We start from the raw sequence: 24088 nt of genomic DNA, 5'->3' as shown, positions 1-24088 counted from the left end.
GTGGATCGTAAAGCGAAAGGCTTTCGTTTATCGTAGGGGGTTGTGACTGGCGGCACAATACTTCGACGCAAAGTTCTGGCTAGAGTCGTAACAACAACCCCGAATGGAGACATCCGTATGGCACGCCCGCTGGTCCCCCTGATATCCATCGACGCACTCGTCACCGCCGCCCTTGAGCTGGTGGATGAGGCCGGGGACTTCAGCCTGCCCAAACTGGCCAAGCGGATCGGGGTCAGCCAGTCTTCCATCTACAACCACGTCAGCGGGCGCGAGGAAATCCTTGAGCTCATGCGTGGCCGGATCATCGCGGAATCTCCGTACGTCCTTGAAGACCAGCAGGATTGGGAAGCCGCGCTCCGGGCAATTGTCCGCAGCTACAGGGACGCATTTGCCCGGCACCCCCGGCTGGCGCCTCTGCTGGTCCTGCAAACAGTTCAGGATGACCAGGTCCTTGCCCTTTACGAGAACCTGGCGGTCGCGCTCCGCGCAGCGGGCTTCCAGGGCAGGGATGTGGTGTCGGCAATCTCCACCATTGACAGTTTCGCCTTGGGATTCGCCTTGGACCTGGCGGCGCCCGACGTCGTCTGGGCTCCGCCGGCGCAAGGATATCCCACCCTCACCAGCGCCCTGGCTCACGCCGGACCGTCTGCCGAGCGCGGCGAAGCTGCTTTTGATTTTGGTTTGGAAATCCTCATCGCCGGACTGCAGTCGCGCCTTCAGTCGACGGTGCTGTGACCATGGACGGTGCCGGAAATGTGGCCCAAACCTGGTGGGACGCAGTGGTTCGCGGATTCACGGACACGCATACCACTGCGGTGCCGTTGCCTGCGCTCCTTGGCATTCTTGCCTGCTCCGTTATCCTCAGCATTCCGCGGGTCACGTGGCGGTGGTTCGGACTGTACGTCACGTTCATCCATGAACTCGGCCACGCCTACGCCGCACTGATGACGGGGCGATTTGTGCATGGCCTCCGCATCGGGCTGGACCATTCAGGCCGGCTGGTCAGCAGCGGACGGGGAGCCTTCGGTGCGGCGTGGTCGGGCTTCTGGGGCTATCCGGCACCGTCTGTCGTGGGACTTTGCCTGATCGGGGCGTTTGCTGCAGGGCGTTCGGGCGCAGCCATGTCCGTGGGGGCATTAATCCTGTTGGTGTCATTGATCTTCCTTCGCAACCTCACCGGGATTCTCGTAGCCGTATGCAGCGCGGCCATTGCCCAAATCCTGATCCTGTTCGCGACGCCCACCCTCGTGAACTATGTGGTGTTGGCCCTCGGCGTTGCCCTTTCCGTGGGCGGTGTCCGTGATCTGTTCAAACTCGTTGGGGTGCACACCCGTCGGCGTGACCGCTTGGCTGCGTCGGATGCGTTCATTCTGGGTCGCACCACAGGAGTCCCGGCTTCCCTCTGGTTGGCCGGCTTTACCGTGGTTATCGCCGGATCAGCGCTGACGTCTGCCTGGCTGTTATGGGGGATGCTGGCCGTTTAGTCCGAGGTTCGGCAGGAGTTCAACGGGCCCGACGGCGGCGGGCTGGGTTTCCTCGGCGCCACCCCTTGCCCTGTGGTCGCCTCAGGGTGTCAAATCCTCTTTAACGTTTGATCTTCATGACGTTTGGACTCCGTGCCGGGATACAACACCAGGAGGTGCCCATGTCCACGAAGGGGACGCGCGAATCAGCCAAGGGAACCGGACCGGGCGCGCCTGATCCCAGGCGTGGGGAGAACGGAGCGGCCTTGGCCGCCAACCACCCTGCGGGAATCCGGAACGTGGCCCTGGTGGGGCACTCGGGTGCCGGCAAGTCACTGCTTGTGGAGGCCCTGCTCGCGGCCACCGGAGCCATTCCCCGGATGGGTTCCATCAGCGATGGGACCACGGTCAGTGATTCTGATCCCTCGGCCATCCATCAGCAACGCTCCGTGACCATGTCAGTGGCACCCATCATGGTGGGGGATATCAAAATCAACCTGATTGACACCCCGGGCTACACCGATTTCACCGGCGAACTTCGCGCTGGTTTGAGGGCCGCAGATGCGGCCCTTTTTGTTGTGTCGGCTGTGGAAGCCATTGATGGTGCCACCGTTGCCTTATGGGGCGAGTGCCAGAGCATCCGCATGCCGCGGGCGGTGGTGCTCAGCAAGCTGGACCATCCGCGGGCCGACTTCAGTGCCGCCGTCGTTCGCTGCCGGGAAGCGTTCGGTGACTCCGTCTTACCGCTATACCTCCCGGCTGAAGGCAATGCGGGCCTGATCGGGATCATCCACGGCACCAGTGATGAGGAGTCGGTGGAGGAGGCCCGGGGTCCGTTGATCGAAGGCATTATTGCCGAAAGCGAAGATGAGACGCTGATGGACCGGTACCTGGAGGGTGAAGAACTGCCACTCGCGGACCTCGTCAGGGATCTGGAGACGGCAGTTGCCCGCGGGAGTTTTTTCCCGGTTCTGCCTGCATCGGCCGAAACAGGCCTGGGTCTCGCGGAGCTCATGTCCCTGATCACCGATGCCTTGCCGTCCCCCTTGGAACGCATTCCTCCGGCCGCCATGAGGCTGGACGGATCCTCGCTAAAGCCCCTTGAGTGTGATCCCACTGCCCGCCTCGCTGCCGAGGTGGTCCGGACCACGGTAGACCCTTTCCTTGGCCGGGTGTGCTTGGTTCGCGTCTTCTCGGGGACCTTGAGGGAAGATTCGTCGATCCACATAGGTGGCAGGGGACTTGCGGACAGGGGCCACGAGGATCACGACGCCGATGAACGCGTTACCCATCTCTATTCGCCAGTCGGGTCCAGCTTGAAAGCGGTACCGCAGTGCATTGCCGGTGACATCTGTGCCATCAGCAAGCTTGCCAACGCGGAGACGGGAGACTCCATATCTGATCGGGAAGCGCCGCTCCTGATCGAGACCTGGAACATGCCCGAGCCCTTGATGCCGATCGCGATTGAAGGCGCCTCACGGAGCGACGAAGACGCCCTGGCCAAGAGCATCGGCAAAGTGGCCGCTGCCGATCCCACCCTTCGTCTGGAACGCAACCAGGACACGCACCAACTGATCCTCTGGTGCATGGGAGAAGCGCATGCCGAAGTGGTCCTGGACAGGCTGCGCAACCAGGGCGTCAAGCTCCAGACCGTTGAAGTGATCACCCCGCTTCGCGAAACTTTCGCTACCAAGGCCACTGGACACGGCCGGCACGTCAAGCAATCAGGAGGCCACGGTCAGTTTGCCATCTGCGATATTGAAGTGGAGCCCTTGGCCCGGGGCGAAGGATTCTCTTTCGCGGACAAAATCGTGGGGGGTGTGATCCCAGGGACGTTCGTGGGTTCCGTGGAGAAGGGCGTCCGCTCACAGATGCTCAAGGGTGTCTCAGCTGGATTCCCCGTGGTGGACATCAAGGTGACCCTGGTAGGCGGAAAGACCCACAGCGTGGATTCCTCGGACGCGGCCTTCCAAGCAGCCGGTGCCCTGGCGCTGCGGGAGGCGGCGGCCGGTGCCAGGATCCAACTGCTGGAGCCGGTCTCAACGGTGGTGGTCAGCGTTCCTGACCACTATGTGGGGTCGGTGATGAGTGATCTGTCCGGCCGGCGGGGACGCGTCACAGGTACCATCGCCGAGGACACCGGCGGCACGGAAATCAGTGCAGAAGTTCCGGACCAGGAACTTCTTCGCTATGCGATCGAACTGCGCGCACTAACTGCAGGAACCGGCCGTTTCAGGCGCTCCTACCTTCGCCACGAACCACTTCCGAAGTAACCCTATGGGTTGGCCTTGATGAAGGAGGCCACGGCGGGAGCAAGCGACGCCCCCACATCGGCCGTACTGCGCTTCACGCCCTTGACCACGAACGAATGGTCACCGCCCTCGATCCACTGGAGCGTCGCCGTCGGACCTATCCTGTCCACCACACCCTCCAGCAGGTCCGGGGTAGCAAAAGTATCGCGGGTCCCTTGCAGGAAGAGCATGGGCACGGTGACGCCGTAGAGATGCTCATCGCGCAGCTTCTCCGGCTTGCCCGGGGCATGCAGTGGATACCCGAGGTACACCAGTCCCCGGGCCGGCATTCCTTCAGCTACTGCCATGGACGCCATCCGGCCGCCGAACGACTTGCCAGAGGCCCACAGCGGTTCGCCGTCGCTGAGTTCAGCAGCCCTGTCCATGAGCACCTTCCACGTGGCAATGGCCAACGGTGGCCGGTCAGGAAAGCGGCGGCCGGCCTCGCGGTAGGGAAAGTTGAATCTCAACGTGGCGACGCCCTGGTCAGCCATCGCTTCTGCGAAACCCTGCAGGAAGGGATGTTCCATGCCGGCACCGGCACCGTGGGCCACCACCAGGGTGGCGAAAGGCTCAGCGGGCCGGATGTGGAGGGCGGATACTTCGCTGTTCTCCACGGTGATGGACAAGGGCGTCTCTGTGCTTGGCATGCCTCCATCATGGCCCATCCGGGCCAGGGCGCAGGTGCTGAAATCAGAAGAGACGCCACCGAAATACGCCAAGGGTGCTGACGTGCCATGCCTTAACGGGGTAGCTTGTGCCCATGGCGAGCGAAGCAACCACAGTTACCGTGCCCGGGCCTGACGGGCCGCGCGAGGTCCGCATTTCCAGTCCCAGCCGCGTCATGTGGCCAGAGGCAGGCCTGACCAAGCTTGACCTCGCCAACTACCTCATCGACGTCGGTGAGGCCTTTGTGACTGCGAACGGAAACCGGCCCATCAGTCTCCAGCGCTACTCGGGAAACATCGAGGGGGAGATGTTCTTCTCGAAGAATCCACCCAAAGGTGCCCCCGACTACGTTCGTTCGGTTCCGGTGACCTACCCCAGCGCACGGTCCCATCCACAGTTGGTGATCGACGAACCGGCGGCTGCGGTGTGGGCGGCGCAAATGAATACGGTGGTGTTTCATCCTTGGGCCTCCCGGGCCAATGACCCAGACAATCCAGACCAACTGCGGATTGACCTGGATCCCCAGCCGGGCACGGACTTCAACGATGCGATTCCGGCCGCGCTGGAACTTCGTTCCGTCCTTGAGGAGGCGGGCCTGACTGCTTTCATCAAGACGTCCGGCAACCGTGGACTCCACGTGTACGCCCCCATCCATCCCAAGCATGAGTTCCTGGACGTCCGGCACGCCGTCATCGCCGCCGGCCGTGAACTGGAACGCCGCATGCCGGAGAAAGTCACCACTGCCTGGTGGAAAGAGGAACGCGGCACCAGGATTTTTGTGGACTTCAACCAAGCCAACCGGGACAGGACCATTGCCGGTGCCTACAGTCCCCGCGCTGTGCCCAGCGCGCAGGTTTCCTGTCCCTTGACATGGGACGAACTGGGAAACGCAGATCCCGCCAAGTACACCATTGCCACCGTGCCGGGCCGTTTGAAGGAGAGCGGCGATCCCTGGGCAGCCATGCACCAGGAACCCGGGGACATAGACATCTTGCTCAAGTGGTGGGAACGGGATGTCAAGAAGGGTCAGGGCGAGATGCCCTTCCCGCCGGAATTCCCCAAGATGCCGGGTGAGCCCATGCGTGTCCAACCGAGCCGGGCCCGCAAGCCGGAGGAATAAACCCGGGGGACCATGTGCCGGGACGTCCAGCCAGCGGAATTCTGACCGCCGCACTCGTCTGCGGTGTGTTCCTGGCCGGCTGCACCGGCACGCCGGAGCCACCCCCGCTCCAGCCAACCGCCCCGTTGCCGCCGCCGGTAACAGCTACGACGCAGCCGTCGACGACGGGCCCGCCAGCCGTGCCGGCCCCCACGGGCGAGGGGGCTCCGTCGCCTTCGGACACGGCGGCAGTTACCCCCTCTTTCCAGGAACTTCGTGCCGCCCTGGAGCTCTTCAGCAGGGAGAAGCTGCAGGAGGGCGCGTCTGCGGTGATCATCAGGGCGAAGGCCGGCCAACAAGAGTGGACGCATGCGGCAGGGGTGAGGAGCCGTGACGGGCAGATTGCTGTTCAGACCAGTGACCGTTTCAACGTTGGGGGCCAGTTACGCACAATGCTGGGGGTCTCCGTCATGAAGCTTGTGGAAGAAGCTCAGGTGCGGTTGGACGACGCCATCATCACCCACCTCCCCGGTTCGCTTGCAGGCAAAAGCACTGTGACCGTCCGCCAGCTCCTTGGGGACCTGAGCGAGCTGCCTGCCGGGCTTGCCTCGCGGGCAGATTCCCTGCTGGGCCAACTCGTCACGCAGCTTCGCGGGCAGCCCCTCGAGGCTGTGTTGCGAACAGACATCCTGACGCCCCTCGACCTTCGTTCCACGGTCCTTCAAGAGCAGTCCAACGCCTGGCCCGGGGACCTTGTCCACGGCTATGTCCAGGTGGGCGGTGCAGTTGTGGACGTCGTAGGCCTCGGACCGGCCAGCGGGACGGCTTCACCTGCCCTCTTATCCACGGTCCAGGAGATCACGGCGTTTCAGTTTGCCCTGCTCGGCGGAGAGTTGCTGTCGCCTGAAGGTCTCGATGCCATGAAAGGCACTGTGTTCGCCGATTACGGACTCGGCTTGGACCACTGGAATGACCGTTGCACCAACGGCTACTACTACGGCCATGTGGGAGATGTGCCCGGGTACGGAAGCATTGCCATCAGCAGCGCCGACGGAAACCGCCAACTGGCCATCTTGATGGCGTATCCACCGCAGCCCCTCTCGGAGAAGCCGTCAGCACTGGCCTTGGAAATGACGGGCGTCGCGCAGGTAGCCCTGAACTCGGGCTGCCGCTTTCAGTTCCGTTGACATTTCCACTGACGCCGGCGCGTAGGCCTACTCGAAGCGCGAAGGATCTCCGGTTCCTCGCCGAACCACTTCGGCCACACCGCTGGAGAAGTCGATCACGGTGGTGGGTTCGGAACCGGTGTCGCCGGCGTCGATCACGCCGTCCACCTGGTGATCCAGTCTTTCCTTGATTTCCCAGCCTTGGGTCAACGGTTCCTCCGCATCCGGAAGCAGGAGCGTACTGGACAGCAGAGGTTCGCCCAACTCGGCCAGGAGGGCCTGGACAACCCTGTGGTCCGGGATGCGCACGCCCACGGTCTTCTTCTTGGGGTGCAGGAGCCGCTTGGGAACCTCCCGTGTGGCGGGAAGGATGAAGGTGTAGCTGCCGGGCGTAACGGCCTTGATGCTGCGGAAGACGTCGTTGTCCAGCATGACGAATTGCCCCATTTGGGCGAAATCCTTACACACCAGCGTGAAGTGGTGTTTGTCGTCAAGCTGCCTGATGGTCCGGATCCGGTCCAGTGCATCCCTGTTGCCGATCTGGGCCCCCAGGGCGTAGCAGGAGTCGGTGGGGTAGGCGATCAAGCCACCGTCCTGCAGCATCTTAACCACTTGGCCAATGGCGCGTGGTTGAGGATCTTCCGGGTGAACATCAAAGAATCTGGCCATGGGAAGAGCCTACGACAAAGCTAGGACAACACATCCTTGTTGGAGAACCTGGCGTAGGCCAACGCGCCGCATACGGCAATGTACGCGGCCTGCAGCACGGCGTTTTCGCCGAACGAGGTCCACGAGACCGGCTCCCGGAGCAGGTCCGCGAAGCCCAACCAATGGTGGCTGAACAGCCACGGATGCAGCCACTCCAGTTGTGGCAGATTGTCCAGCACCTGCGAGACCACCGAAAGGACAATCGTGGCGGCCATTGCGCCCACCGGTACGTCCGTGAAGGTGGAAATCAGCAAGCCGATCGCGGACAGGCCCAGCAGGGAAACCGTGATGTAGGCGGCGATCAACAGGGATCGGAGCGCTGACTCACCCACACTGATGGTGTCCCCGGACAGCAGGGTCACAGGACCCACTGGAAAAAGTACGACGCCGGCCAGGGCACCTGACGCTGCCACGGTAGCCGTTGCGGCGAAGCAGAAAGCGACGGCCCCGGCGTATTTCACCAGGAGCAGGCGTATCCGCCCCGCCGGTGCCAGCAGGAGGTATCGCAAGGTACCCAGATTCGCTTCCCCGGCAATCGTGTCTCCGGCAACGACGCCCACGGTCAGCGGGAGGAACAGTGGCACGCACACCACCAAGGCCGTGACTGCAACGAAGAGTCCGTTTTGGGTGATGCGGTCCAGGAACAACGGACCACGGCCAGGAGTCGCCGGCCGTGACGACAACTTAACGGCGACGGCAATGAGTATGGGTACAGCCGCGAGGGCTATCAGCATGGCCCATGTACGGAGGCGACGGAACAGCACAGACAACTCCGAGCCCAGCAGCGCCCACCCCGCGCTGGACCCCACGCTGGACCCCGCCTGGGCCGCGCCAGTTTCAGCCGACAACGTCGAACCCCTCCCCGGTGAGCGAGACGAAGCGTTCCTCAAGGCTCGCACTCTCAACAGTGAACCCGCGGACCCGCACACCATCGGCCACCAGTGCGGCCACGATCGCTTCAGGCGCCAGTCCGTTGAGCCCTGTAGCCACCAGCGCCTTGGCCTCTGGCAGTGCGATGCTTGGGTGCAGTGCCATGCTTGGGTGCAGTGCGATGCTAGGGTGCAGCGCGGTGCTTGCCTGCAGCGCCCTGGAATCCCACGAGGAACCGGTGCCTGCGCCTTGGCCGGGAACCAGCCCCAGGCGCGTCAAAACACCGGCGGCACGTTCGACGTCGGGCGTGTGGACCACAACGTGCGCCTCACCGGAAGAGCGCAGCTCATCCAGCGGCCCCTGGGCCACCAGCCGCCCCGCACTCATGACGCCCACATGGGTACACATCTGCTCCACCTCAGCCAAGAGATGGCTGGAGACGAACACGGTGGTTCCTCCGGCAGCGAGTGAACGAACCAAGGCCCGTACTTCACGCGTCCCCTGGGGATCGAGTCCGTTGGTGGGTTCGTCCAAAACCAGCAACTCCCGCGGCCTGAGCATTGCGTTGGCCAGGCCAAGGCGCTGCTTCATGCCCAAGGAGTACGCGCGGACCTTCTTGCCGGCGGCGTGGCTGAGCCCCACCCGGTCCAGCGCGTCATGGACCCGCTCCCGCCTGGTGGCCGACGAAGCGTGTCGGTCAGCGGCATCCAGACGCAGGAGGTTTCCTGTGCCGGACAGAAAGGGATAGAACCCGGGACCTTCCACCAGGGCTCCCACGTCCGGCAGTACGGAGGCCAAAGCTCCGGGCATCTCCTTGCCCAGGACGCGCACGTTCCCGCTGTTCGCTGATGCCAGTCCCAGCAGCACGCGGATGGTGGTGGTCTTCCCGGAGCCGTTGGGGCCGAGGAAGCCAAATATCGAGCCGCGGGGAACGGCGAGGTTAATGCCGTCTACGGCGGCGCGGCGGCCGAAACGCTTCACCAGACCCTGGGTCTCTATGGCAAGCCCGGCAGGTTCCTTCACTGGGCGGCAGCGGCTGACTGAAGCCGGTCAATAGGCACCATGCCCGCATAGACGCGGCCGTCGTCGAGCACCAGGACGCTCAGCAGGGACGTCGTCAACGCCCGGCCACCAGCAACCGGCTGCAGGGCCTGGGACAGCTGCGGATTGGACAAGAACCCGGGTGGAAAGGATCCTGCGGGGAACGCGAGCACCGTGTCCCAGCCTTCACCGGTGGGTGCTGGACCACTGTGGCGGAGCTGTCCGGCGTCCGGCGGCGCCGCCAACGCTGGTACGGGTTTCGGCGGTAGGACTTCTTCCGTGATTGAGGCGCCGGAAGGAGGAGTGAACTCAAACAGTCCAGCGTCCGGAGTGGACAGATTCAGCTCCGTGAAGGCGAGTGAGTAGGCGGGCTCTTCCTGATCCTTGGCGCGCACCTCTATTCCCAGCGGAAGTCCAGTCTGGGAATCAACGTCGATGGACACCGAGTCAACCAAAGTCTCTTGGCTGCGTGGGTTCAGGGTCAGCCGGTAGGCGCTGCGGCCGGCAACAGACCGGGCGTCTCCAACGCTGACTTCGGTGGAGCTGTCAATGGCCGCCAGGAAGCTTCTTGCCACTGCCTCGGGTGTGGGCATGGTGGAACGGTAAGGCATCGACTCATGGCCGTGGGAAGCGGGCGATGCCGGGGCGCTGAGATGGGTGGCGCTGTTGTCCGCAGAGTTATAGAACCAGGCGTTGCCGCCGTTGATCACCACGTCACGCTCGGCCAACTGGTCAAGAACCTGCAACCGGGCCTTTGACGGGCCGTCCACAAAGATCCTGGCCGTGTGCGTGCCGGTCAACAGTTCCAGGGCCGAGGCCGCTCCTGGCGCAATGCCAGGGCCGGTGGTCGGAACCTCAGGCAGCCCCAACCCTGCGGACTGCTCCACCGTACCGGACAACGCCCGCACGTCGGTGCGTGCGATCATGGCCAGGATCTCGTCAGCAGTCTTGGACGGCAAAGATACGGCCGCGCCTGCCTGGACCGAACCAAACAGAACCGCCATAACCAAGGCAACGGGGATGAGGAGAGCAGGCAGCCATCGCTGTTGAGCCCGTGTCATCGCTACCAACCACCGCATGTGAAAGGCATGGATCCAGACTACTCCGGTTACCTGTGGGGATCACGCGCCATCAGGTCAGGGCAGGATCAGTTGCCGCGCCAATTCCACGGCGCCGTGGACGGGGGGCTGCGTCAGGATCCTGATGGACGATGGATCTTCCAAGGCAACCTTCCGTGCAACTGCGCTGGACAGGCCGTTGTGGTTCACTAACAAACTGCCGGCCATGACAAGCGGCAGTTCCAAACCGAGCTCACCCAGCACCTGCCTGGCCAGGGCGGCCAGATGGTGGGCTGCCTCGGCTTGGATCCGCAAAGCCGCGGGGTCGCCTTCGGCAGCCAATTCAAGGACAAGGGGAGCAAGCCCTGCCCAGTGGTCGGGCTCGGGCTTGGCGTAGAAGGAATCCATGAGTTGGAGGGCATCGGCACTGGCCGTAGCAGCCATCAGGGACTGAACAAGCGTGCCGGGTTCCAGGCCTGCATAGTATTCGCGTAGGGACTCCCGCACGGCGTCGCGCACCACAGAGTAGGCTCCACCTTCGTCGCCCAGCAGGTAACCATACCCTCCACTGCGGGCTTCCCGTCCGTCAGCGTTCCGGCCCCAGGCCACCGAGCCTGTACCGGCAACCACCACAGCGCCTGCGTCCAGTCCGGCTGCTGCGAGCACAATGCGAGTGTCGTGGACCACGTCGATTTTTGCGCCGGGGAAGTGTTCGGTCAGCAAGGCAGACAGGACCGCACGGCTTGCGGGGGTGTCAGCGCCTGCCGCTCCTGCGCACACGGCTTCGACTCCCGTCCCGACGCTCGACGCGATCCGGCGCAGCACGGCGTCAGCGCCCTGGTGGCCCACGGATGAGAGGTTGGCGCTCGCTTCGGTGATCTCGACGCCGGTACCCTCGCCGGAGTCATCCGACCGCACAGCGTGCGTCTTTGAGCCGCCGATGTGGAGGCCCAGAACTGCGGGCGTCACCGGACTGCCGCCGGTTCTGTGGTGGTTTCCGCGGGGTTCATGCCGCTGTTCGTCCCGCCTTCGACGTCGGGCCACTCGCCACCGTTTTCCCAGAACTGCTGTATTTCCTCCAACTGACGTCCCTTCGTTTCAGGTGCGAACTTTCGGACAAACATAAACCCGAGGATAGCCAGTACACCGAAAACGGCGAAGGTTCCTGCCCCGCCGAGTCGCTGGAGCATCGTGAGGAAGAAGGCCGCAACCAGGACATTGGCCACCAGATCGGAGGTCAGCATGGCACTCGCACCGAGGGAACGCAGACGCGATGGGAAACTCTCGCCGGCGTAGACCCACACCAGGGCGCCGAAGCCAAAGGTGAATCCGACGGTGAACAGGAGAACTCCCAGGAATCCCAGAACGGTCAGGAGCCCACCGAAGTTCTGTCCCGCCATGAAGACGCACACCAGCAGGATGTTCGCCAGCACCATCATCCCAATACCCGTCAACAGCACTGGACGGCGTCCCAGCCGGTCCACCAGGGACAACGACACAAAAACGGCAAAGAGGGCAGCTACCTGAACGGCCGCCGGAAGGAGCAGAAGAGCCGCATTGCCGCTGAACCCCATGGCCTCGAAGATCCTGGGACTGTAGTAGACCACCGCGTTGATGCCGGTGATCTGGATGAAGAAGCCCAGACCCACAACAAATACTGTGGCCCGCAAGTACGGGACGCGGAGCATCTCCCGGAGCCCTCCGCCGCGTTCTTCGCTGATGGCACGCTGCATTCGGGAAAGTTCAGCTTCCACGTCAGCATCCGGTTCGATAGCGGAGAGGGTTCGCCGGGCATCCGCTGTCCGGCCCCGCATCATGTACCAGCGGGCTGTATCGGGGAGTTTGATGACGATGGCCAGCACAATCACAGCCGGAACGGCGGCGAGTCCCAGCATCCAACGCCAGGATCCGGTTCCGGCCAGGACATAGGCGGCAACATAGCCCACGATGATGCCGATGACCGTGGCCACCTGGTAGGCCACCAGCAGGGCGCCACGAACTTTCGCCGGGGCCGATTCTGCGACGAAGACCGGGACAACCACCACCGAGACTCCGATGGTCAGGCCAAGAAGGAGACGGGCAAGGAGCAAGGTGGGCACGTCGTTCGACATCGCGCTCAAAACGGCGAAGAGCGCATACCCTACGGCCAGGCCCACCATGCACGTCTTCCGGCCCAGTCGGTTGGACAGCCAGCCGCCCACCAGGGCGCCCAGCACTTCTCCTGCAACCACCGCGGTGGTCACCAGCTCTTGTTGGGAAGTGGTGAGGTTGAACTGCTTGGTGATGAACAGCAGGGCGCCGGCGATGTTTGACATGTCGTACCCGTAAATTACGCCGATGGTGGCAGCAGCGCCGCCCACCAGAAGCCCGAGTCGGGGTGTTTGCCGGAGGTCATGCAGGATCGACATCTTTGTCCCTTGGATCTGTGGAAAAGTAGGGTCTTGCCGGAATGCTTCCGGAACTGGTTTAGACCAACCTGCCAAGATTGGCATAGACCAATGATGTTGTCTACAAGTAGGATGTCCAATATGTCCACAGATGTCGCGCCGGCGACCCCCAAGTATTACCTCCTCAAGACCGAGGTGCTGGGGCTGATTGCAGGACTCCAGCCGGGAACTCTCATCCCCACGGAGCGGGCACTCGCAGAAAAGTACGCGACATCCCGCACCACAGTCCGGCAGGCCATCAGCGAGCTCGTGGCGGAGGGAAAGCTGGGCCGCATCCAGGGGCATGGAACGTTTGTGGCACCTCCAAAAGTGACACACGTCCGGCAGTTGACGTCATTTTCCGACGACGCCCGTACGCAGGGCCTGAGGCCGGACTCCAGGCTCATTGCCTTGGAAGTGGTCAAATCCGATGCCGGGGTTGCAGCCCATTTGGGCCTTGACCAAGGCGATCCGGTCACCAGGCTGGAACGCATCCGCCTGATCGACGGGGAGCCCTTGGCCCACGAGATCGCCTGGCTGCCAGGCAGGCTCCCGAGGTTTAAGTCCAGTCTGGCCAAGGCCGGCTCGCTCTATGCCGTGCTGGCCGATGTCTACGGGGTTCGAATCGCCGACGTCGAGGACACCGTGGAGACGGCACTTGCCGGGCCGGAGGATGTGCGGCTGCTGGGCATCGAGATGGGGGCACCCCTGCTGTTGGTTCACCGCCTGGCCCGTGACGCGGCAGGTGTTCCAGTGGAATGGACACGCAGCTCGTTTCGGGGAGACAGGTTCCGGTTCGTCTCCCGCGTGAAGTCCGGAGGCTGAGGTGGCCAACTCGTCGTCGGGTGAGTCGGTCATCCGCCGCGTCGTCCGGCTGGTGGGAGCGTTCGACGACGGTCACCGCACCATGAGTGTTGCTACCTTGGCCCGACGGTCAGGACTTCCGGTCACCACCACGTACCGGCTGGTGGACGAACTCCTTGCCGAAGGGCTGTTGGAACGCGAACCCAACGCCGAGGTTCGAATTGGCACGCGGCTCTGGGAACTGGTCTCCCGGAGTTCACGCATGGTGGGCCTTCGCGAAGCTGCCCTGCCGTTCATGGAGGACGTTCAGTCGGTGGTCCAGCACTCCACCACGCTGGGGATCCTGGATTCGGACGAGGTGCTTTACATCGAGCGGATCGGTTCCCGCGACTCGATGGTGGATATCACCAAGGTGGCGGGCCGGCTACCGGTCCACGGAACGTCCTCCGGGTTGGTGCTGCTGGCCCATTCATCGCCGGCGTACCAGGACCTTTTCCTGTCGCGGACGCTGGAGAAATTCACGGATGCGACGTTGACCAGCCCCACCGAACTCCGACGCCATTTGGCCAATATACGGCAGCGCGGTTTTGCTTCCATGCCCGGAATTATCGTCCCGGAGTCCAGTGGAATTGCAGTCCCCGTTTTTGACAGGACCAACACCGTGGTGGCCGCACTGAGCGTTGTTGTGCCCCGGAACGAGGAAAACGCTGCGGCGCGTGTGCCGGTCCTGATGACCGCTGCACGCGGCATCTCCCGTGCCTTGGGTTGGCGCGACGAACTCAAAGGTGCCCTCCGCCAAAGCAACGGCAACTTCTAATTCCCGTTCATCGGTAACCCTGTGGTGCCACTCACAAGTCCGCTGGCAGAGTGGAATCCAGCAGGGCAGTTCGCCCGGTAACCACACTTTGCGGCCCATAGGCCCTGTTCCGTGCTGCCCTGCGCCTTACTCAGAGTTCAGCAGCCGCAATGCCGCGGCAGGAGGAGTTCGTCATGGACACAACAACGTTGGCTGGTAGACAAGCAGGCGCCGCGCGGGTGGCTGGCAAGGTGGCCGTGGTCACCGGCGGCAGGGGAGACCTCGGCGGAGCAACTGCCCGCCTGCTGGCCGATCACGGAGCAACTGTCGCCAGCCTGGACCGGGCTGAAACCCACTCCCCGGCCAGCTACCCCGGGATCACAGAGTACGCCGTGGACGTCACCAACGAAGCCAGCGTGGCCGAGGTTGTCCGGCAGCTCACTGCCGAACTCGGCGTGCCGGATGTCCTGGTCAATGCGGCCGGAATTATTGGCCCCGCAGGAGCCAGCCACACCGCCACCACGGATGATTTCAACGCCATCTTTGATGTCAACGTCAAAGGAGTCTGGCTCCTGACCAAACACATTATTCCGGCCATGATCGAAAAGCAGGCCGGCAGCATCATCAATTTTTCGTCCATTCACGGTTTGACCGGCGGACGCAACGTGCCGCTGTATCACGCCACCAAAGGGGCGGTCCGGCTCTTGAGCAAGTCAGATGCCGCAGCCTACGGCACGTATGGCATACGGGTGAACTCCATCCACCCCGGTTCGATGAACACCAGGATGAGCCGCCACTCGGCAGAGCAATCGGACATCGGAGCTGAGGCCTACTACCAGCAGCTTGTTGGTGGAAATCCGCTCCCACGCCAGGGCGAGCCCGATGAAATCGCCTACGGAGTCCTCTATCTGGCCTCCGACGAATCCCGGTTCACCACCGGCTCCGAGCTGGTCATCGACGGCGGCTACACGGCCGTCTGAGCACCTCATTCCTTTCCATAACAAACCCACATCTTTCCCATGAGAGGCAACACCATGAAGTTCCTGAACGGAACACCTTCCGGGACCTACGACGTCGTTGTTGTCGGTTCCGGCGCAGGCGCGCTGACCGCAGCGGCGACAGCCGCACGGGGCGGCAAGTCCGTCGTCGTGCTTGAAAAAACCGAATTGCTGGGCGGCACGTCAGCCGTTTCAGGCGGCATGCTCTGGGTGGCAGACAACCACCATGCCCGCGAGGCGGGGCTGCGTGACTCCAAGGAGGCCGCGGCGCAGTACGTCCGGGCCGTGGCCCGCGGCCGCAGCCGTGAAGAGCTCCTGGACGCTGCGCTGAACTACGGAGATACCATGCTCAGTTTCACCGAGGATGAATGCGGCGTCCGCTTCATTTTCCTCGACAACTTTCCGGACTACCGCCAGGACTTGCCAGGTTCCGTGGAAGGCGGACGGACTGTTGAACCCGAACTGTTCAGCATCCGTGAAGCTCTCGGTGACCTGGCGGTCCACGTGCGCTCTGACGGGCGTGCGCCATTCACCATGCAGGAATACGAGACTTGGGGAGCGTTCACCAAGTTTCCCTGGGAGGAGTTGAACCAGCGGCAGGAGCAGGGACTTGTTGCCAAAGGTCAGGCGCTGGTGGCCATGCTGTTGGCCAGCCTGGTCCGCGACGGCGTTGCGCTGGTGGCCGGTGCCCGCGGGCACCGGTTAATGCTCGACGCCGGTAGGGTAGTGGGCGTCCAACTCGAGTCGGGTGAAACTTTCCACGCCAACGACGGTGTGGTCCTGGCCACCGGAGGATTCGAATGGGACAAGGCCTTGGCCGATTCACTCCTGGCCTCACGCCTCTACATCATGTGTTCACCCCCATCGAATACCGGGGACGGCCTCAAGATGGCCCAGCGGGTTGGGGCGCAAACCCGTGGTACGCGTGAAGCCTGGTGGGCGCCCATGGCCGTCACGGGGGACACCAGGGACGGCGCCCCCGTAGGCACGCTGCTCCGCTTCGAACGCCAAGGGCCGGGCTCGCTGATGGTCAACCGCCACGGACGCCGCTTCGCCAACGAGTCACAGAATTACAACGACCTCGCCCGCTGCCTGCAGTCCTGGGATTCGCCCAACAACCAGACACTGAACACGCCTGCACACGTAGTGTTCGATCACAGCTATCTGGAGCGGTACGGCGTCCTGGCGCACCGGGCCGGCCAGCCAACACCCGACTACCTGATCGAGGCTCCCACCCTGCACCAACTCGCTGCCCGGATGGGTGTTCCCGCAGCGAATCTCGAAGCAACCGTAGGCCGTTTCAACGAGTACGCGGTGAAGGGCGAAGACCCTGACTTCGGCCGCGGAGAGAGCGCTTACGACCAGTACTGGGGCGATGACGAGTGCCCTTGGCCCAACCCGTCGCTGGGTCCTCTGCACACAGGTCCGTTCTATGCCATGGAAGTAGTCAACGGGGCATTTGGCAGCAACGGGGGAGTAGCCACTGACGGCCTCGCCCGGGTTCTGGACGTGGACGGGGAGCCGATCCCCGGACTCTTCGCTGCCGGCAACACTACCGAGAACGCCTACGCCGCCGGTTACCCCGGTGCCGGCGCTACCTTGGGGCCCATCATGACCATGGGATACCTTGCGGGCCGGACCGTTGCCGGCCAGCCAGCCGAGTATGTGCCTGTACCCGCTACCGCCGGAGTTGGAGCATGATCCGCCACGCCGTGCTCTTCAAATTCAAACCGGACTTCCCTCCGGCGGACAAGGCCGCGTGGATTGCGGGCCTGAATCGGATGGACGGCAACATTCCGGGGCTCTTGAAGCTCACGCACGGAGCCGACGTCCTCCAGCATCGCCGTTCCTTCGACTATGCGATTGTGGCTGACTTCGCCTCGGCAGAGGACATCGAGGTGTACAACACCCACCCACTGCATGAACCCCTCAAGGTGTACTCGTTTCCCAACAGCGAGCAGATCATTGCCGTTGATTTTCCGCTCTAGCTGCGATCAGCGAACTGTGCCATTCGAAGGAGAATAGCCATGTCAATCACAACCCGGCAGTCAACAACGCTGCGCAAAACTCCTGGAAAAGCGGCTCTTGCTTCTTTTCTGGGTAGCACCCTGGAGTACTACGACTTCTTTATCTATGGCTCAGCATCTATGGCTCAGCTGCAGCGCTGGTCTTCGGTCCGCTGTTCTTCCCGTCTGAAGACCCCTCGGTAGGCCTGATTGGCGCTTTTGCGACCTTTGGGGTGGCCTACGTGGCACGTCCCGTGGGTGGCCTGGTCATGGGCCATTTCGGCGACAAACTGGGCCGGAAGAAAATACTGCTCATCACCCTGGGCGTCATGGGGTTGGCTTCCCTGGGCATCGGATTCCTGCCCAGCTACAGCCAGATCGGCGTATGGGCCCCCATCCTGTTGGTGATCGGACGCCTGGCACAGGGCTTCTCTGCCGGTGCGGAGTCGGCAGGTGCTTCAACTCTTACGTTGGAGCACTCTCCTGAAGGCCGCCGCGGCTTCTTCACCAGTTTCGTCATGACCGGCTACGCCTCCGGGATGGTCCTGGCCACCCTCGTCTTCATCCCCGTAGCAGCGCTGCCCACCGAAGCCCTGATGACCTGGGGTTGGCGTGTGCCGTTCTGGTTGTCCATCGTGGTTCTGGCCATCGCCTACTGGGTGCGGACCCATTTGGATGAGACGCCGGTGTTCGAGGAAGCGAAGGACCGCCGGGCCGTTGCTCCCATGCCGCTTCGGGAGGTGCTGCGTTTCCAATCGGCGGACGTGGCACGCGTAGCCGGGATGTCCATCATGTCCGTCATGCAGACCATCTTTACGGTGTTCGGCTTGTCCTATGCCACCAATTCGGCTGGTTTCGACAAGGCCTCGATCCTGACCGTCAACGCGGTGGCCATCGGGTTGTCGATGTTCGTGATGCCACTGACAGCCAAACTCTCGGACAAGGTGGGGAGGCGGCCACTCCTCCTGACGGCTGCCATCGGTTGCTCGGTGACGATCTTCGCCTACTTCTGGACACTGTCTACTGGCAACATCCTGCTGGTGTTTGTTGCGGCATTCGTCAATATGACGTTGCTCTATTCCTGCTTCAACGGAATCTGGCCTGCGTACTTTGCGGAACTCTTTGCGGCGCCGGTGCGGTACTCCGGCATGGCCCTGGGCAACCAGTTGGGCTTGGTGGTGGCTGGCTTTGCCCCCTTGATCGCCGGGCTGCTGCTGGGCAAAGGCCATGACGGCTGGTTGCCCGTAGCCAGTTTCGCGGTCCTGTGCATGGTGATTGCGGGTGTGGCCGCCTTCTTCTCGAGGGAGACGGCCAAGACCCCTCTCGAAGAGCTCGGCGAGTCCTACTGGCGCGGGGTGGGAATCAGGAGACCGTAACCACGGCGCTTTCACCCAACGTACTGCGCACGAACTCCGCACTTGGTTCGGCGTAGGCAGCCACGATCCTGTTGAACAACCGTGTTCCCTCGGCCCCGGGCCAATCCGCAGGCAGGAATGCTGCCGGCAGCCCGGGGTCGAGGTAGGGAATGATCCGCCATCGGTCAATGCACTGGACATACGTGGCAAAGGCCCCGGAGTCAGGTTCCACGGCAGCAGCCCCTTGCAGGGGAACGGCCGCGCTGTGCTCGTCGATAAAGTCCCTGTGCAGAGTGGCCACGGCTTCCAGGTCCCACCACTTGGACGCGGCGTCCTGGAGGCTGCCACCTACCAGCGGTGCTTCCGTCACGAAGATGGTGGTCAAGTCCCGCAGGCCAAGGTCGGCCAGGATTTCCTCCACTTCCCCGCGCAAGGAATCGGGGCAGATCCACAGCCCTGCCGCCACCGTCCCGCAACCGATCCAATGGAGCCTGCGCCGCAGCTGGTGCCTCTTTTCCCGTTCCGTTTCAGGGATGGAGAAAGAGATCAAGCACCAGGGATCCTGTGCAGACATGCTCCGGGGGTTGTAAATCCGGCGGTCGCCCCGGGCCAGCATGCCGGCGGCACCATCAGTCAGGGTAAATCCGGGGACGCCGTCACGGGCCTCCTGCAACACCACATCCTTTTTGCGCAGGCGGCCCAGGGCCGTCCGGGTGACTGTCCCGGACGTGCCCAGGGCCTCCATCAGCGTCACAATGTCCTTGGCGGACATCCAACCACCGGCGTCGCGCAGATACAGGCCTACGACGGTACGCAGCAATGACGTAGTACTCCCGGGCCGGGAGTCCATGTCGTCAAGAACGGAACTCATCCCCGGCTCACAGCAGCTCGGAGAGCGCGTCGCGGATGGCAGCCACTCCCAGCTCAACCTCGGCGTAACTGGTGCTCAAGGGCGACAAGCCAATACGCAAGCCGTGCGGGGGGCGGAAGTCGGGAATGACGCCCTTCTCCCACAGTTTGGCAGTGACATCCGCGAAGAGGGGGTGGTCCACAGTGATGTGCGAGCCACGCTCAGCCGGATCCCGGGGACTGACGATTTGGGCGCCCAGCGGTACCAGGAGTTCTTCGGACAGAGCAATGGCGTACTCGGTGAGCTTGATGGACTTCCCACGAACGGCGTCCATGCCCACAGAGGCGATCAGTTCCACCATGTCCTTGAGTGGCTGCATGGCCAGGACCGGCGGGGTTCCTGTGATGAAACGGCGCATGCCCTGAGCCGGCCGGTAGGCGTCCGTCATCCCAAACGGATTATCGGCACCCATCCAACCCCAGATCGGCTGCTGCAAACGGTCTTGCTGCGACGAGTTCACGTAGGCGAAGGCGGGCGAGCCCGGCCCGCCGTTGAGATACTTGTAGGTGCAGCCCACGGCGAGGTCAACTCCCCATTCGTCCAGCTCCAGGGGCACCGAGCCAACGGAGTGGCAGAGGTCCCACAGCATGAGGGCCCCGGCTTGACGCACCTTGGCGGTGATCCCCTTGGCATCTGCCAGGAATCCCGAGCGGTAGGCCACATGGCTGAGGACCACCACGGCAGTCCGCTCGCCAAGCAGCCCGTCCAGGTCTTCAACCCGGACACCGCTGGCGGGATTGGCGGCGATCCACCTGATGGTTGCTCCGCGTTCCTTGGCGATGCCTTCGATGATGAACCGGTCGGTGGGGAAGTTGTCGCGGTCAATGATGATTTCATCCCGACCAGGTTGGGCGTCCACGGCGGCACGAATCATCTTGTACAGCATGACGGACGTGGAGTCGCCAACAGTGGTCTGCCCGGGGGCAGCGCCGAGTACCACTTCGCCAATGCGGTCACCCACAGCGGTAGGCTCATCCATCCACTGCTCATCCCAGCCGCGGATCAGCCGGCTGCCCCAGGCGTCGTGGACGAAGGAGGCAAGGTTCGCTGCCGTAACCTTCAACGGGCGTCCCAATGAGTTCCCGTCGAGGTACGAGGCCAGTTGATCGGCGTCGGGCGTGTAGAAGGCATCACGCTGGGAGGCGAGAGGATCGGCGGCGTCCAACTCGGCAGAGGTTGGCCGTTGGGTCTGCTGTGCGGTGGTCATGGTTCCTCCTGCGGAAGTAGTGGGCGGCGTTGCCCCGATGTTGTGCTTAGTTGCCGATCTCGGTGCGGACGGCGTAGAGCTCTGGGAAGAAGGTCAGGTCCAGGGCGCGCTTGAGGAAGTCCACTCCGGACGATCCACCGGTGCCTACCTTGAAACCGATGGTGCGCTGGACTGTCCGCAGATGGCGGAAACGCCAGGCCTGGAAATTGTCCTCGATATCCACCAGGTCCTCGCAGGCCTCGTAGAGGCCCCAAGGAGTGTCGTCGGATTCGTAGATCTGCTGGAAGATGGGCACAAGGTCCTGATGGAACGTCCACGGTTCACTCTTGTCGCGCTCAAGGATCACGGCAGGGATGTCGTATCCGGCACGGGCGAGCACCGCCAGGAAGGCATCGTACAGCGTGGGTTCCTCCAGGAGCGTGCTGAGCAGCGCGTGGGCTTCCGGCTCGCTTTCGAAAACACGCAGCATGCCACGGTTCTTGTTGCCCAGCAGGAACTCAACACCCCGGTATTGATACGACTGGAAACCGGACGAGCTGCCCAGGAAGCCGCGGAACTGTGCGTACTCACGGGGCGTAAGGGTTCCCAGCACGGACCACTGCTCCGTCATGGTGCGCTGGATGGCCTTCACGCGGGCAATGCATTTGAGGGCTTTGCCCAGGTTGTCGGCGTCAAAAAGCCTGCGGGCTTCCAGCAGTTCATGGAGCACCAGCTTGAGCCAGAGTTCACTGGTCTGGTGCTGGATGATGAACAGCAACTCATCGTGGTGCTCCGGTTGGCTGAGCGGGTGCTGGGAACTCAGCAGGCTGTCAAGGTCCAGGTATCCGCCATAGGACATCGCATGCCGGAAATCAGTGCGGACGGTGTCCTCGATCTGGCGGACGCTTTGGGGGGAATGGACTGCGGGCTTTTCCATGGTTTGAGATTATCACTTCCATGACGAACGTCAAGGGATTGATTTGACTCGTACTGGACAGTCGTCCCGTAGGCTGAGGCTCAGTCATTGGGGAAGGGGGATCGTCCATGGGATCCGAGGAAGAAGCCGTAGTGCCGGTGTCCATCTATTTGGATGTCGACGGCGTGGTGAATCCCTTTAGTCCGGCCGGAACCACGGACTGGGGCACCGAATGGAGCATTGCCGACGCCGGGATCCTTGAGGTCGCTTTCGCCCCGGAGGTGGTCGCTGAGCTCAACGCTCTTGCCACCCACCCTGCCGCCCGTTTTGTTTGGCTGACCACGTGGGAACGCCTCGCCCCGGAGTTCCTGTGCCCTGCGATCGGACTGAACGGGCAGGACTGGCCGGTACTGTCCAGCCAGGGTTGGGACGAAGGGCCCGAATGGTGGAAACTCGTGGCACTCCAAAAGGACCTGGCCGCCGCTGGAAGCGAGCGGATCATCTGGCTCGACGATCAACTCAGCCAGGAGTCCGATGCCAGATCCTGGGCTGAGTACCAGCAGGACCGTGTGCTTTGCATCTCACCGAATCCCCGCAAGGGTCTGTCGCGTCGCGAGCTCGCGGCCGTGAAGGCCTTTCTGGGCTGAACCGGAGCCCCGGCACGTTTGTCCACTCAGGGTATGGCACGTAGGATTCTTAAGGTTTCAAGCCCGCCAGAGAGAATCCCGCAAGTCGAGTCAGTTGAACATTTGCTGAACTATGCTGTGGATGGCAGGTATGGGGAAGTGAAACTGCTGAACGTCGACTCTGCAGATTGGGCAACAGGTGGATATCACCTTCATGGTCGCGCTGGTAATAGCGTTGGCCCTATTCTTTGACTTCACCAACGGGTTTCACGACACAGCCAATGCGATGGCTACGCCTATCGCTACGGGGGCGATCAAGCCCAAGACGGCCGTCGCCCTGGCCGCTGTCCTCAACCTCGTAGGGGCGTTCCTCTCCACGGAAGTGGCAAAGACCATCTCCGGCGGTCTGATCCGGGAAGGCACGGACGGCATCCACATCACACCGGACATCATTTTTGCCGGTCTCATGGGGGCGGTCCTCTGGAACATGGTGACGTGGCTCAAGGGCCTTCCATCGAGTTCCTCCCATGCCCTGTTCGGTGGCCTCATCGGCGCCGCCGTTGTGGGCATCGGGTTCCACTCCATCAACTTTGAAACCGTCCTTCAAAAGGTGATCCTGCCCGCGATCTTCGCGCCGCTCATCGCAGGCCTCGTGGCCTATATCTGTACCCGTCTTGCGTATGCGCTGACCTCGAGGCATGACCCGGAAACCGGTGACAAGCTCACGCAGAAGCGCGGCGGTTTCCGTACCGGCCAGATCTTCACCTCAAGCCTGGTAGCCCTCGCCCATGGCACCAACGACGCCCAGAAGACCATGGGCATCATCACCCTGGTCCTGATTGCCGCAGGCACGCAGACGCCGGGCTCCGGCCCCCAGTTCTGGGTCATTGCAGCTTGTGCCTTCGCCATCGCCATTGGTACCTACGCAGGTGGCTGGCGGATCATCCGCACCATGGGTTCGGGACTCACGGAAGTGAAGCCCGCCCAGGGCTTCTCCGCTGAGACCAGCACGGCCTCGGCAATCCTTGCTTCGTCCCATTTGGGTTTTGCCCTCTCCACCACGCAAGTCGCCTCCGGATCCGTCATCGGCTCGGGCCTGGGCCGCAAAGGCACCTCGGTTCGCTGGGGCACCGCCGGCAAGATCGCCCTGGGGTGGCTCTTTACGCTGCCGGCCTCGGCGATTGTCGGTGCCTTGACGGCCCTGCTGGTGGGCACTGGCGTTGTGGGCGTCATCATTGCCGCCGTTGCAGGCACGGCCGCCGTGCTGTTCATGTTCGTGGCCTCCCGCAAGTCGCACGTTGGCCACCACAACGCCGTCGAGGTTGAGGAAGCCGGCCACGCAGTGCGGTTCCGCAAGAAAAAGAAGTCCCGAAAGACCACCCCCAGTGAGGATGTGCAGCGATGAAATGGTTGGAATTGCTGCAGGTAGCCGGAGTCACGCTCTTCTCCGCCGTCACGTTGGTGGTCCTGTACTCATTGGGTGTCCGCCTTACGGCCATCGCCGGTGATGCGCAGCAGAAGTCGCCCGGCCTCATGCGCTCCCTTGCCTACGTGTGCTTTGCCATTTGTGGAGCTGCCGTGCTGTTTGGCATTTATCTGATCGTTCCGTACTTCGGAAAGTAGCTCCCTCTCTGGCAGTCACGTCCATTCGGGAGAATAATCAGCAGTGTAGTTATGCACATAACTGCGTGGTTGTGATC

General features: G+C 62.9%; 24 protein-coding genes. 14 read left to right on the top strand and 10 right to left on the bottom strand.

From position 1 onward, the window contains the following. Positions 1 to 117: 117 nt before the first annotated feature. The 3 genes from BLW08_RS07930 (at position 118) to BLW08_RS07920 (ending at position 3736) form a co-directional block, all read left to right on the top strand. Positions 118 to 735, top strand: a complete 618-nt coding sequence (locus BLW08_RS07930) for a TetR/AcrR family transcriptional regulator C-terminal domain-containing protein (protein WP_091324255.1) — start codon at positions 118 to 120, stop codon at positions 733 to 735. Between the two features lie 2 nt (positions 736 to 737). Beyond that, positions 738 to 1484: a M50 family metallopeptidase gene (locus BLW08_RS07925; RefSeq protein ID WP_091324253.1), complete on the top strand. Its 747-nt coding sequence runs from the start codon at positions 738 to 740 to the stop codon at positions 1482 to 1484. Between the two features lie 161 nt (positions 1485 to 1645). After that, a complete protein-coding gene (locus BLW08_RS07920; protein WP_091324251.1) occupies positions 1646 to 3736 on the top strand; it encodes an elongation factor G-like protein EF-G2 in 2091 nt (696 codons plus the stop codon). A 2-nt stretch (positions 3737 to 3738) separates the two neighbouring features. Here the strand turns inward: BLW08_RS07920 and BLW08_RS07915 are convergent, their stop codons facing one another. Beyond that, a complete protein-coding gene (locus BLW08_RS07915; RefSeq protein WP_091324249.1) occupies positions 3739 to 4404 on the bottom strand; it encodes an alpha/beta hydrolase family protein in 666 nt (221 codons plus the stop codon). Positions 4405 to 4517: 113 nt separating this feature from the next. Here BLW08_RS07915 and ligD point away from each other — a divergent pair, with 113 nt between their 5' ends. Both ligD and BLW08_RS07905 read left to right on the top strand, forming a co-directional pair. Continuing rightward, on the top strand, positions 4518 to 5543 hold the full coding sequence (ligD, locus tag BLW08_RS07910; protein ID WP_091324512.1) for a non-homologous end-joining DNA ligase: 1026 nt from the start codon (positions 4518 to 4520) through the stop codon (positions 5541 to 5543). Positions 5544 to 5557: 14 nt separating this feature from the next. Continuing rightward, positions 5558 to 6709 carry a serine hydrolase domain-containing protein gene (locus tag BLW08_RS07905; protein ID WP_254779764.1) on the top strand — a complete coding sequence of 384 codons (1152 nt, stop codon included), beginning with the start codon at positions 5558 to 5560 and terminating at the stop codon, positions 6707 to 6709. Between the two features lie 27 nt (positions 6710 to 6736). Here the strand turns inward: BLW08_RS07905 and BLW08_RS07900 are convergent, their stop codons facing one another. The 6 genes from BLW08_RS07900 to BLW08_RS07875 form a co-directional block, all read right to left on the bottom strand. Then, on the bottom strand, positions 6737 to 7357 hold the full coding sequence (locus BLW08_RS07900; RefSeq protein ID WP_090821240.1) for an L-threonylcarbamoyladenylate synthase: 621 nt from the start codon (positions 7355 to 7357) through the stop codon (positions 6737 to 6739). 20 nt (positions 7358 to 7377) lie between these two features. Further along, positions 7378 to 8244 (bottom strand): ABC transporter permease, encoded by an 867-nt coding sequence (locus BLW08_RS07895; protein ID WP_175538614.1) that lies wholly within the window; start codon positions 8242 to 8244, stop codon positions 7378 to 7380. Continuing rightward, complete coding sequence (locus tag BLW08_RS07890; protein WP_091324245.1) at positions 8234 to 9289, bottom strand: ABC transporter ATP-binding protein; 1056 nt, start codon at positions 9287 to 9289, stop codon at positions 8234 to 8236. Before BLW08_RS07890 ends, BLW08_RS07895 begins: the two co-directional genes overlap by 11 nt. Then, positions 9286 to 10368 carry a LolA family protein gene (locus tag BLW08_RS07885; RefSeq protein ID WP_091324244.1) on the bottom strand — a complete coding sequence of 361 codons (1083 nt, stop codon included), beginning with the start codon at positions 10366 to 10368 and terminating at the stop codon, positions 9286 to 9288. Before BLW08_RS07885 ends, BLW08_RS07890 begins: the two co-directional genes overlap by 4 nt. Positions 10369 to 10443: 75 nt before the next feature. Then, entirely contained in the window at positions 10444 to 11334 is an 891-nt protein-coding gene (locus BLW08_RS07880) for an N-acetylglucosamine kinase (protein WP_091324242.1), read from the bottom strand. After that, a complete protein-coding gene (locus BLW08_RS07875) occupies positions 11331 to 12773 on the bottom strand; it encodes a sugar porter family MFS transporter (RefSeq protein WP_091324240.1) in 1443 nt (480 codons plus the stop codon). Before BLW08_RS07875 ends, BLW08_RS07880 begins: the two co-directional genes overlap by 4 nt. A gap of 111 nt (positions 12774 to 12884) precedes the next feature. Between BLW08_RS07875 and BLW08_RS07870 the strand changes: the two genes are divergently transcribed. The 6 genes from BLW08_RS07870 (at position 12885) to BLW08_RS07845 (ending at position 18771) form a co-directional block, all read left to right on the top strand. Continuing rightward, entirely contained in the window at positions 12885 to 13616 is a 732-nt protein-coding gene (locus BLW08_RS07870) for a GntR family transcriptional regulator (RefSeq protein ID WP_091324239.1), read from the top strand. Between the two features lies 1 nt (position 13617). Next, positions 13618 to 14412 (top strand): IclR family transcriptional regulator, encoded by a 795-nt coding sequence (locus tag BLW08_RS07865; protein ID WP_090821250.1) that lies wholly within the window; start codon positions 13618 to 13620, stop codon positions 14410 to 14412. Positions 14413 to 14585: 173 nt separating this feature from the next. Further along, positions 14586 to 15371 (top strand): SDR family NAD(P)-dependent oxidoreductase, encoded by a 786-nt coding sequence (locus BLW08_RS07860; RefSeq protein WP_091324237.1) that lies wholly within the window; start codon positions 14586 to 14588, stop codon positions 15369 to 15371. A gap of 54 nt (positions 15372 to 15425) precedes the next feature. Further along, a complete protein-coding gene (locus BLW08_RS07855; protein WP_091324235.1) occupies positions 15426 to 17090 on the top strand; it encodes a 4-oxocyclohexanecarboxylate 2-dehydrogenase in 1665 nt (554 codons plus the stop codon). Further along, positions 17087 to 17377 (top strand): Dabb family protein, encoded by a 291-nt coding sequence (locus BLW08_RS07850; RefSeq protein WP_091324234.1) that lies wholly within the window; start codon positions 17087 to 17089, stop codon positions 17375 to 17377. The genes BLW08_RS07855 and BLW08_RS07850 overlap by 4 nt, the downstream gene beginning before the upstream one ends. 155 nt (positions 17378 to 17532) lie before the next feature. After that, the gene (locus BLW08_RS07845) at positions 17533 to 18771 is read left to right on the top strand and encodes an MFS transporter (RefSeq protein WP_368086876.1); all 1239 of its coding nucleotides are present in this window, start codon (positions 17533 to 17535) and stop codon (positions 18769 to 18771) included. Here BLW08_RS07845 and BLW08_RS07840 read toward each other — a convergent pair. The 3 genes from BLW08_RS07840 to kynA are packed head-to-tail and all read right to left on the bottom strand — an operon-like array spanning position 18758 to position 21783. Next, a complete protein-coding gene (locus BLW08_RS07840) occupies positions 18758 to 19621 on the bottom strand; it encodes a PaaX family transcriptional regulator (protein WP_091324232.1) in 864 nt (287 codons plus the stop codon). The two genes, BLW08_RS07845 and BLW08_RS07840, sit on opposite strands and share 14 nt — an antisense overlap. A gap of 7 nt (positions 19622 to 19628) precedes the next feature. After that, a complete protein-coding gene (locus BLW08_RS07835) occupies positions 19629 to 20867 on the bottom strand; it encodes a kynureninase (protein ID WP_091324230.1) in 1239 nt (412 codons plus the stop codon). 46 nt (positions 20868 to 20913) lie between these two features. Beyond that, entirely contained in the window at positions 20914 to 21783 is an 870-nt protein-coding gene (gene kynA / locus BLW08_RS07830) for a tryptophan 2,3-dioxygenase (protein ID WP_091324229.1), read from the bottom strand. Positions 21784 to 21890: 107 nt separating this feature from the next. Here kynA and BLW08_RS07825 point away from each other — a divergent pair, with 107 nt between their 5' ends. From BLW08_RS07825 to BLW08_RS07815, 3 genes are all read left to right on the top strand, one after another. Further along, positions 21891 to 22409: an HAD domain-containing protein gene (locus BLW08_RS07825; protein ID WP_090821265.1), complete on the top strand. Its 519-nt coding sequence runs from the start codon at positions 21891 to 21893 to the stop codon at positions 22407 to 22409. A gap of 178 nt (positions 22410 to 22587) precedes the next feature. Continuing rightward, entirely contained in the window at positions 22588 to 23793 is a 1206-nt protein-coding gene (locus tag BLW08_RS07820; RefSeq protein WP_090821267.1) for an inorganic phosphate transporter, read from the top strand. Continuing rightward, a complete protein-coding gene (locus BLW08_RS07815) occupies positions 23790 to 24011 on the top strand; it encodes a hypothetical protein (protein ID WP_090821269.1) in 222 nt (73 codons plus the stop codon). Before BLW08_RS07820 ends, BLW08_RS07815 begins: the two co-directional genes overlap by 4 nt. Positions 24012 to 24088 lie beyond the last annotated feature (77 nt).

It is taken from the genome of Arthrobacter sp. cf158, assembly GCF_900106835.1.
Taxonomy (GTDB): Bacteria; Actinomycetota; Actinomycetes; order Actinomycetales; family Micrococcaceae; genus Arthrobacter.
The sequence above is the reverse complement of the archived record's forward strand: the minus strand, read 5'-3'. Positions and strand labels throughout refer to the sequence as shown.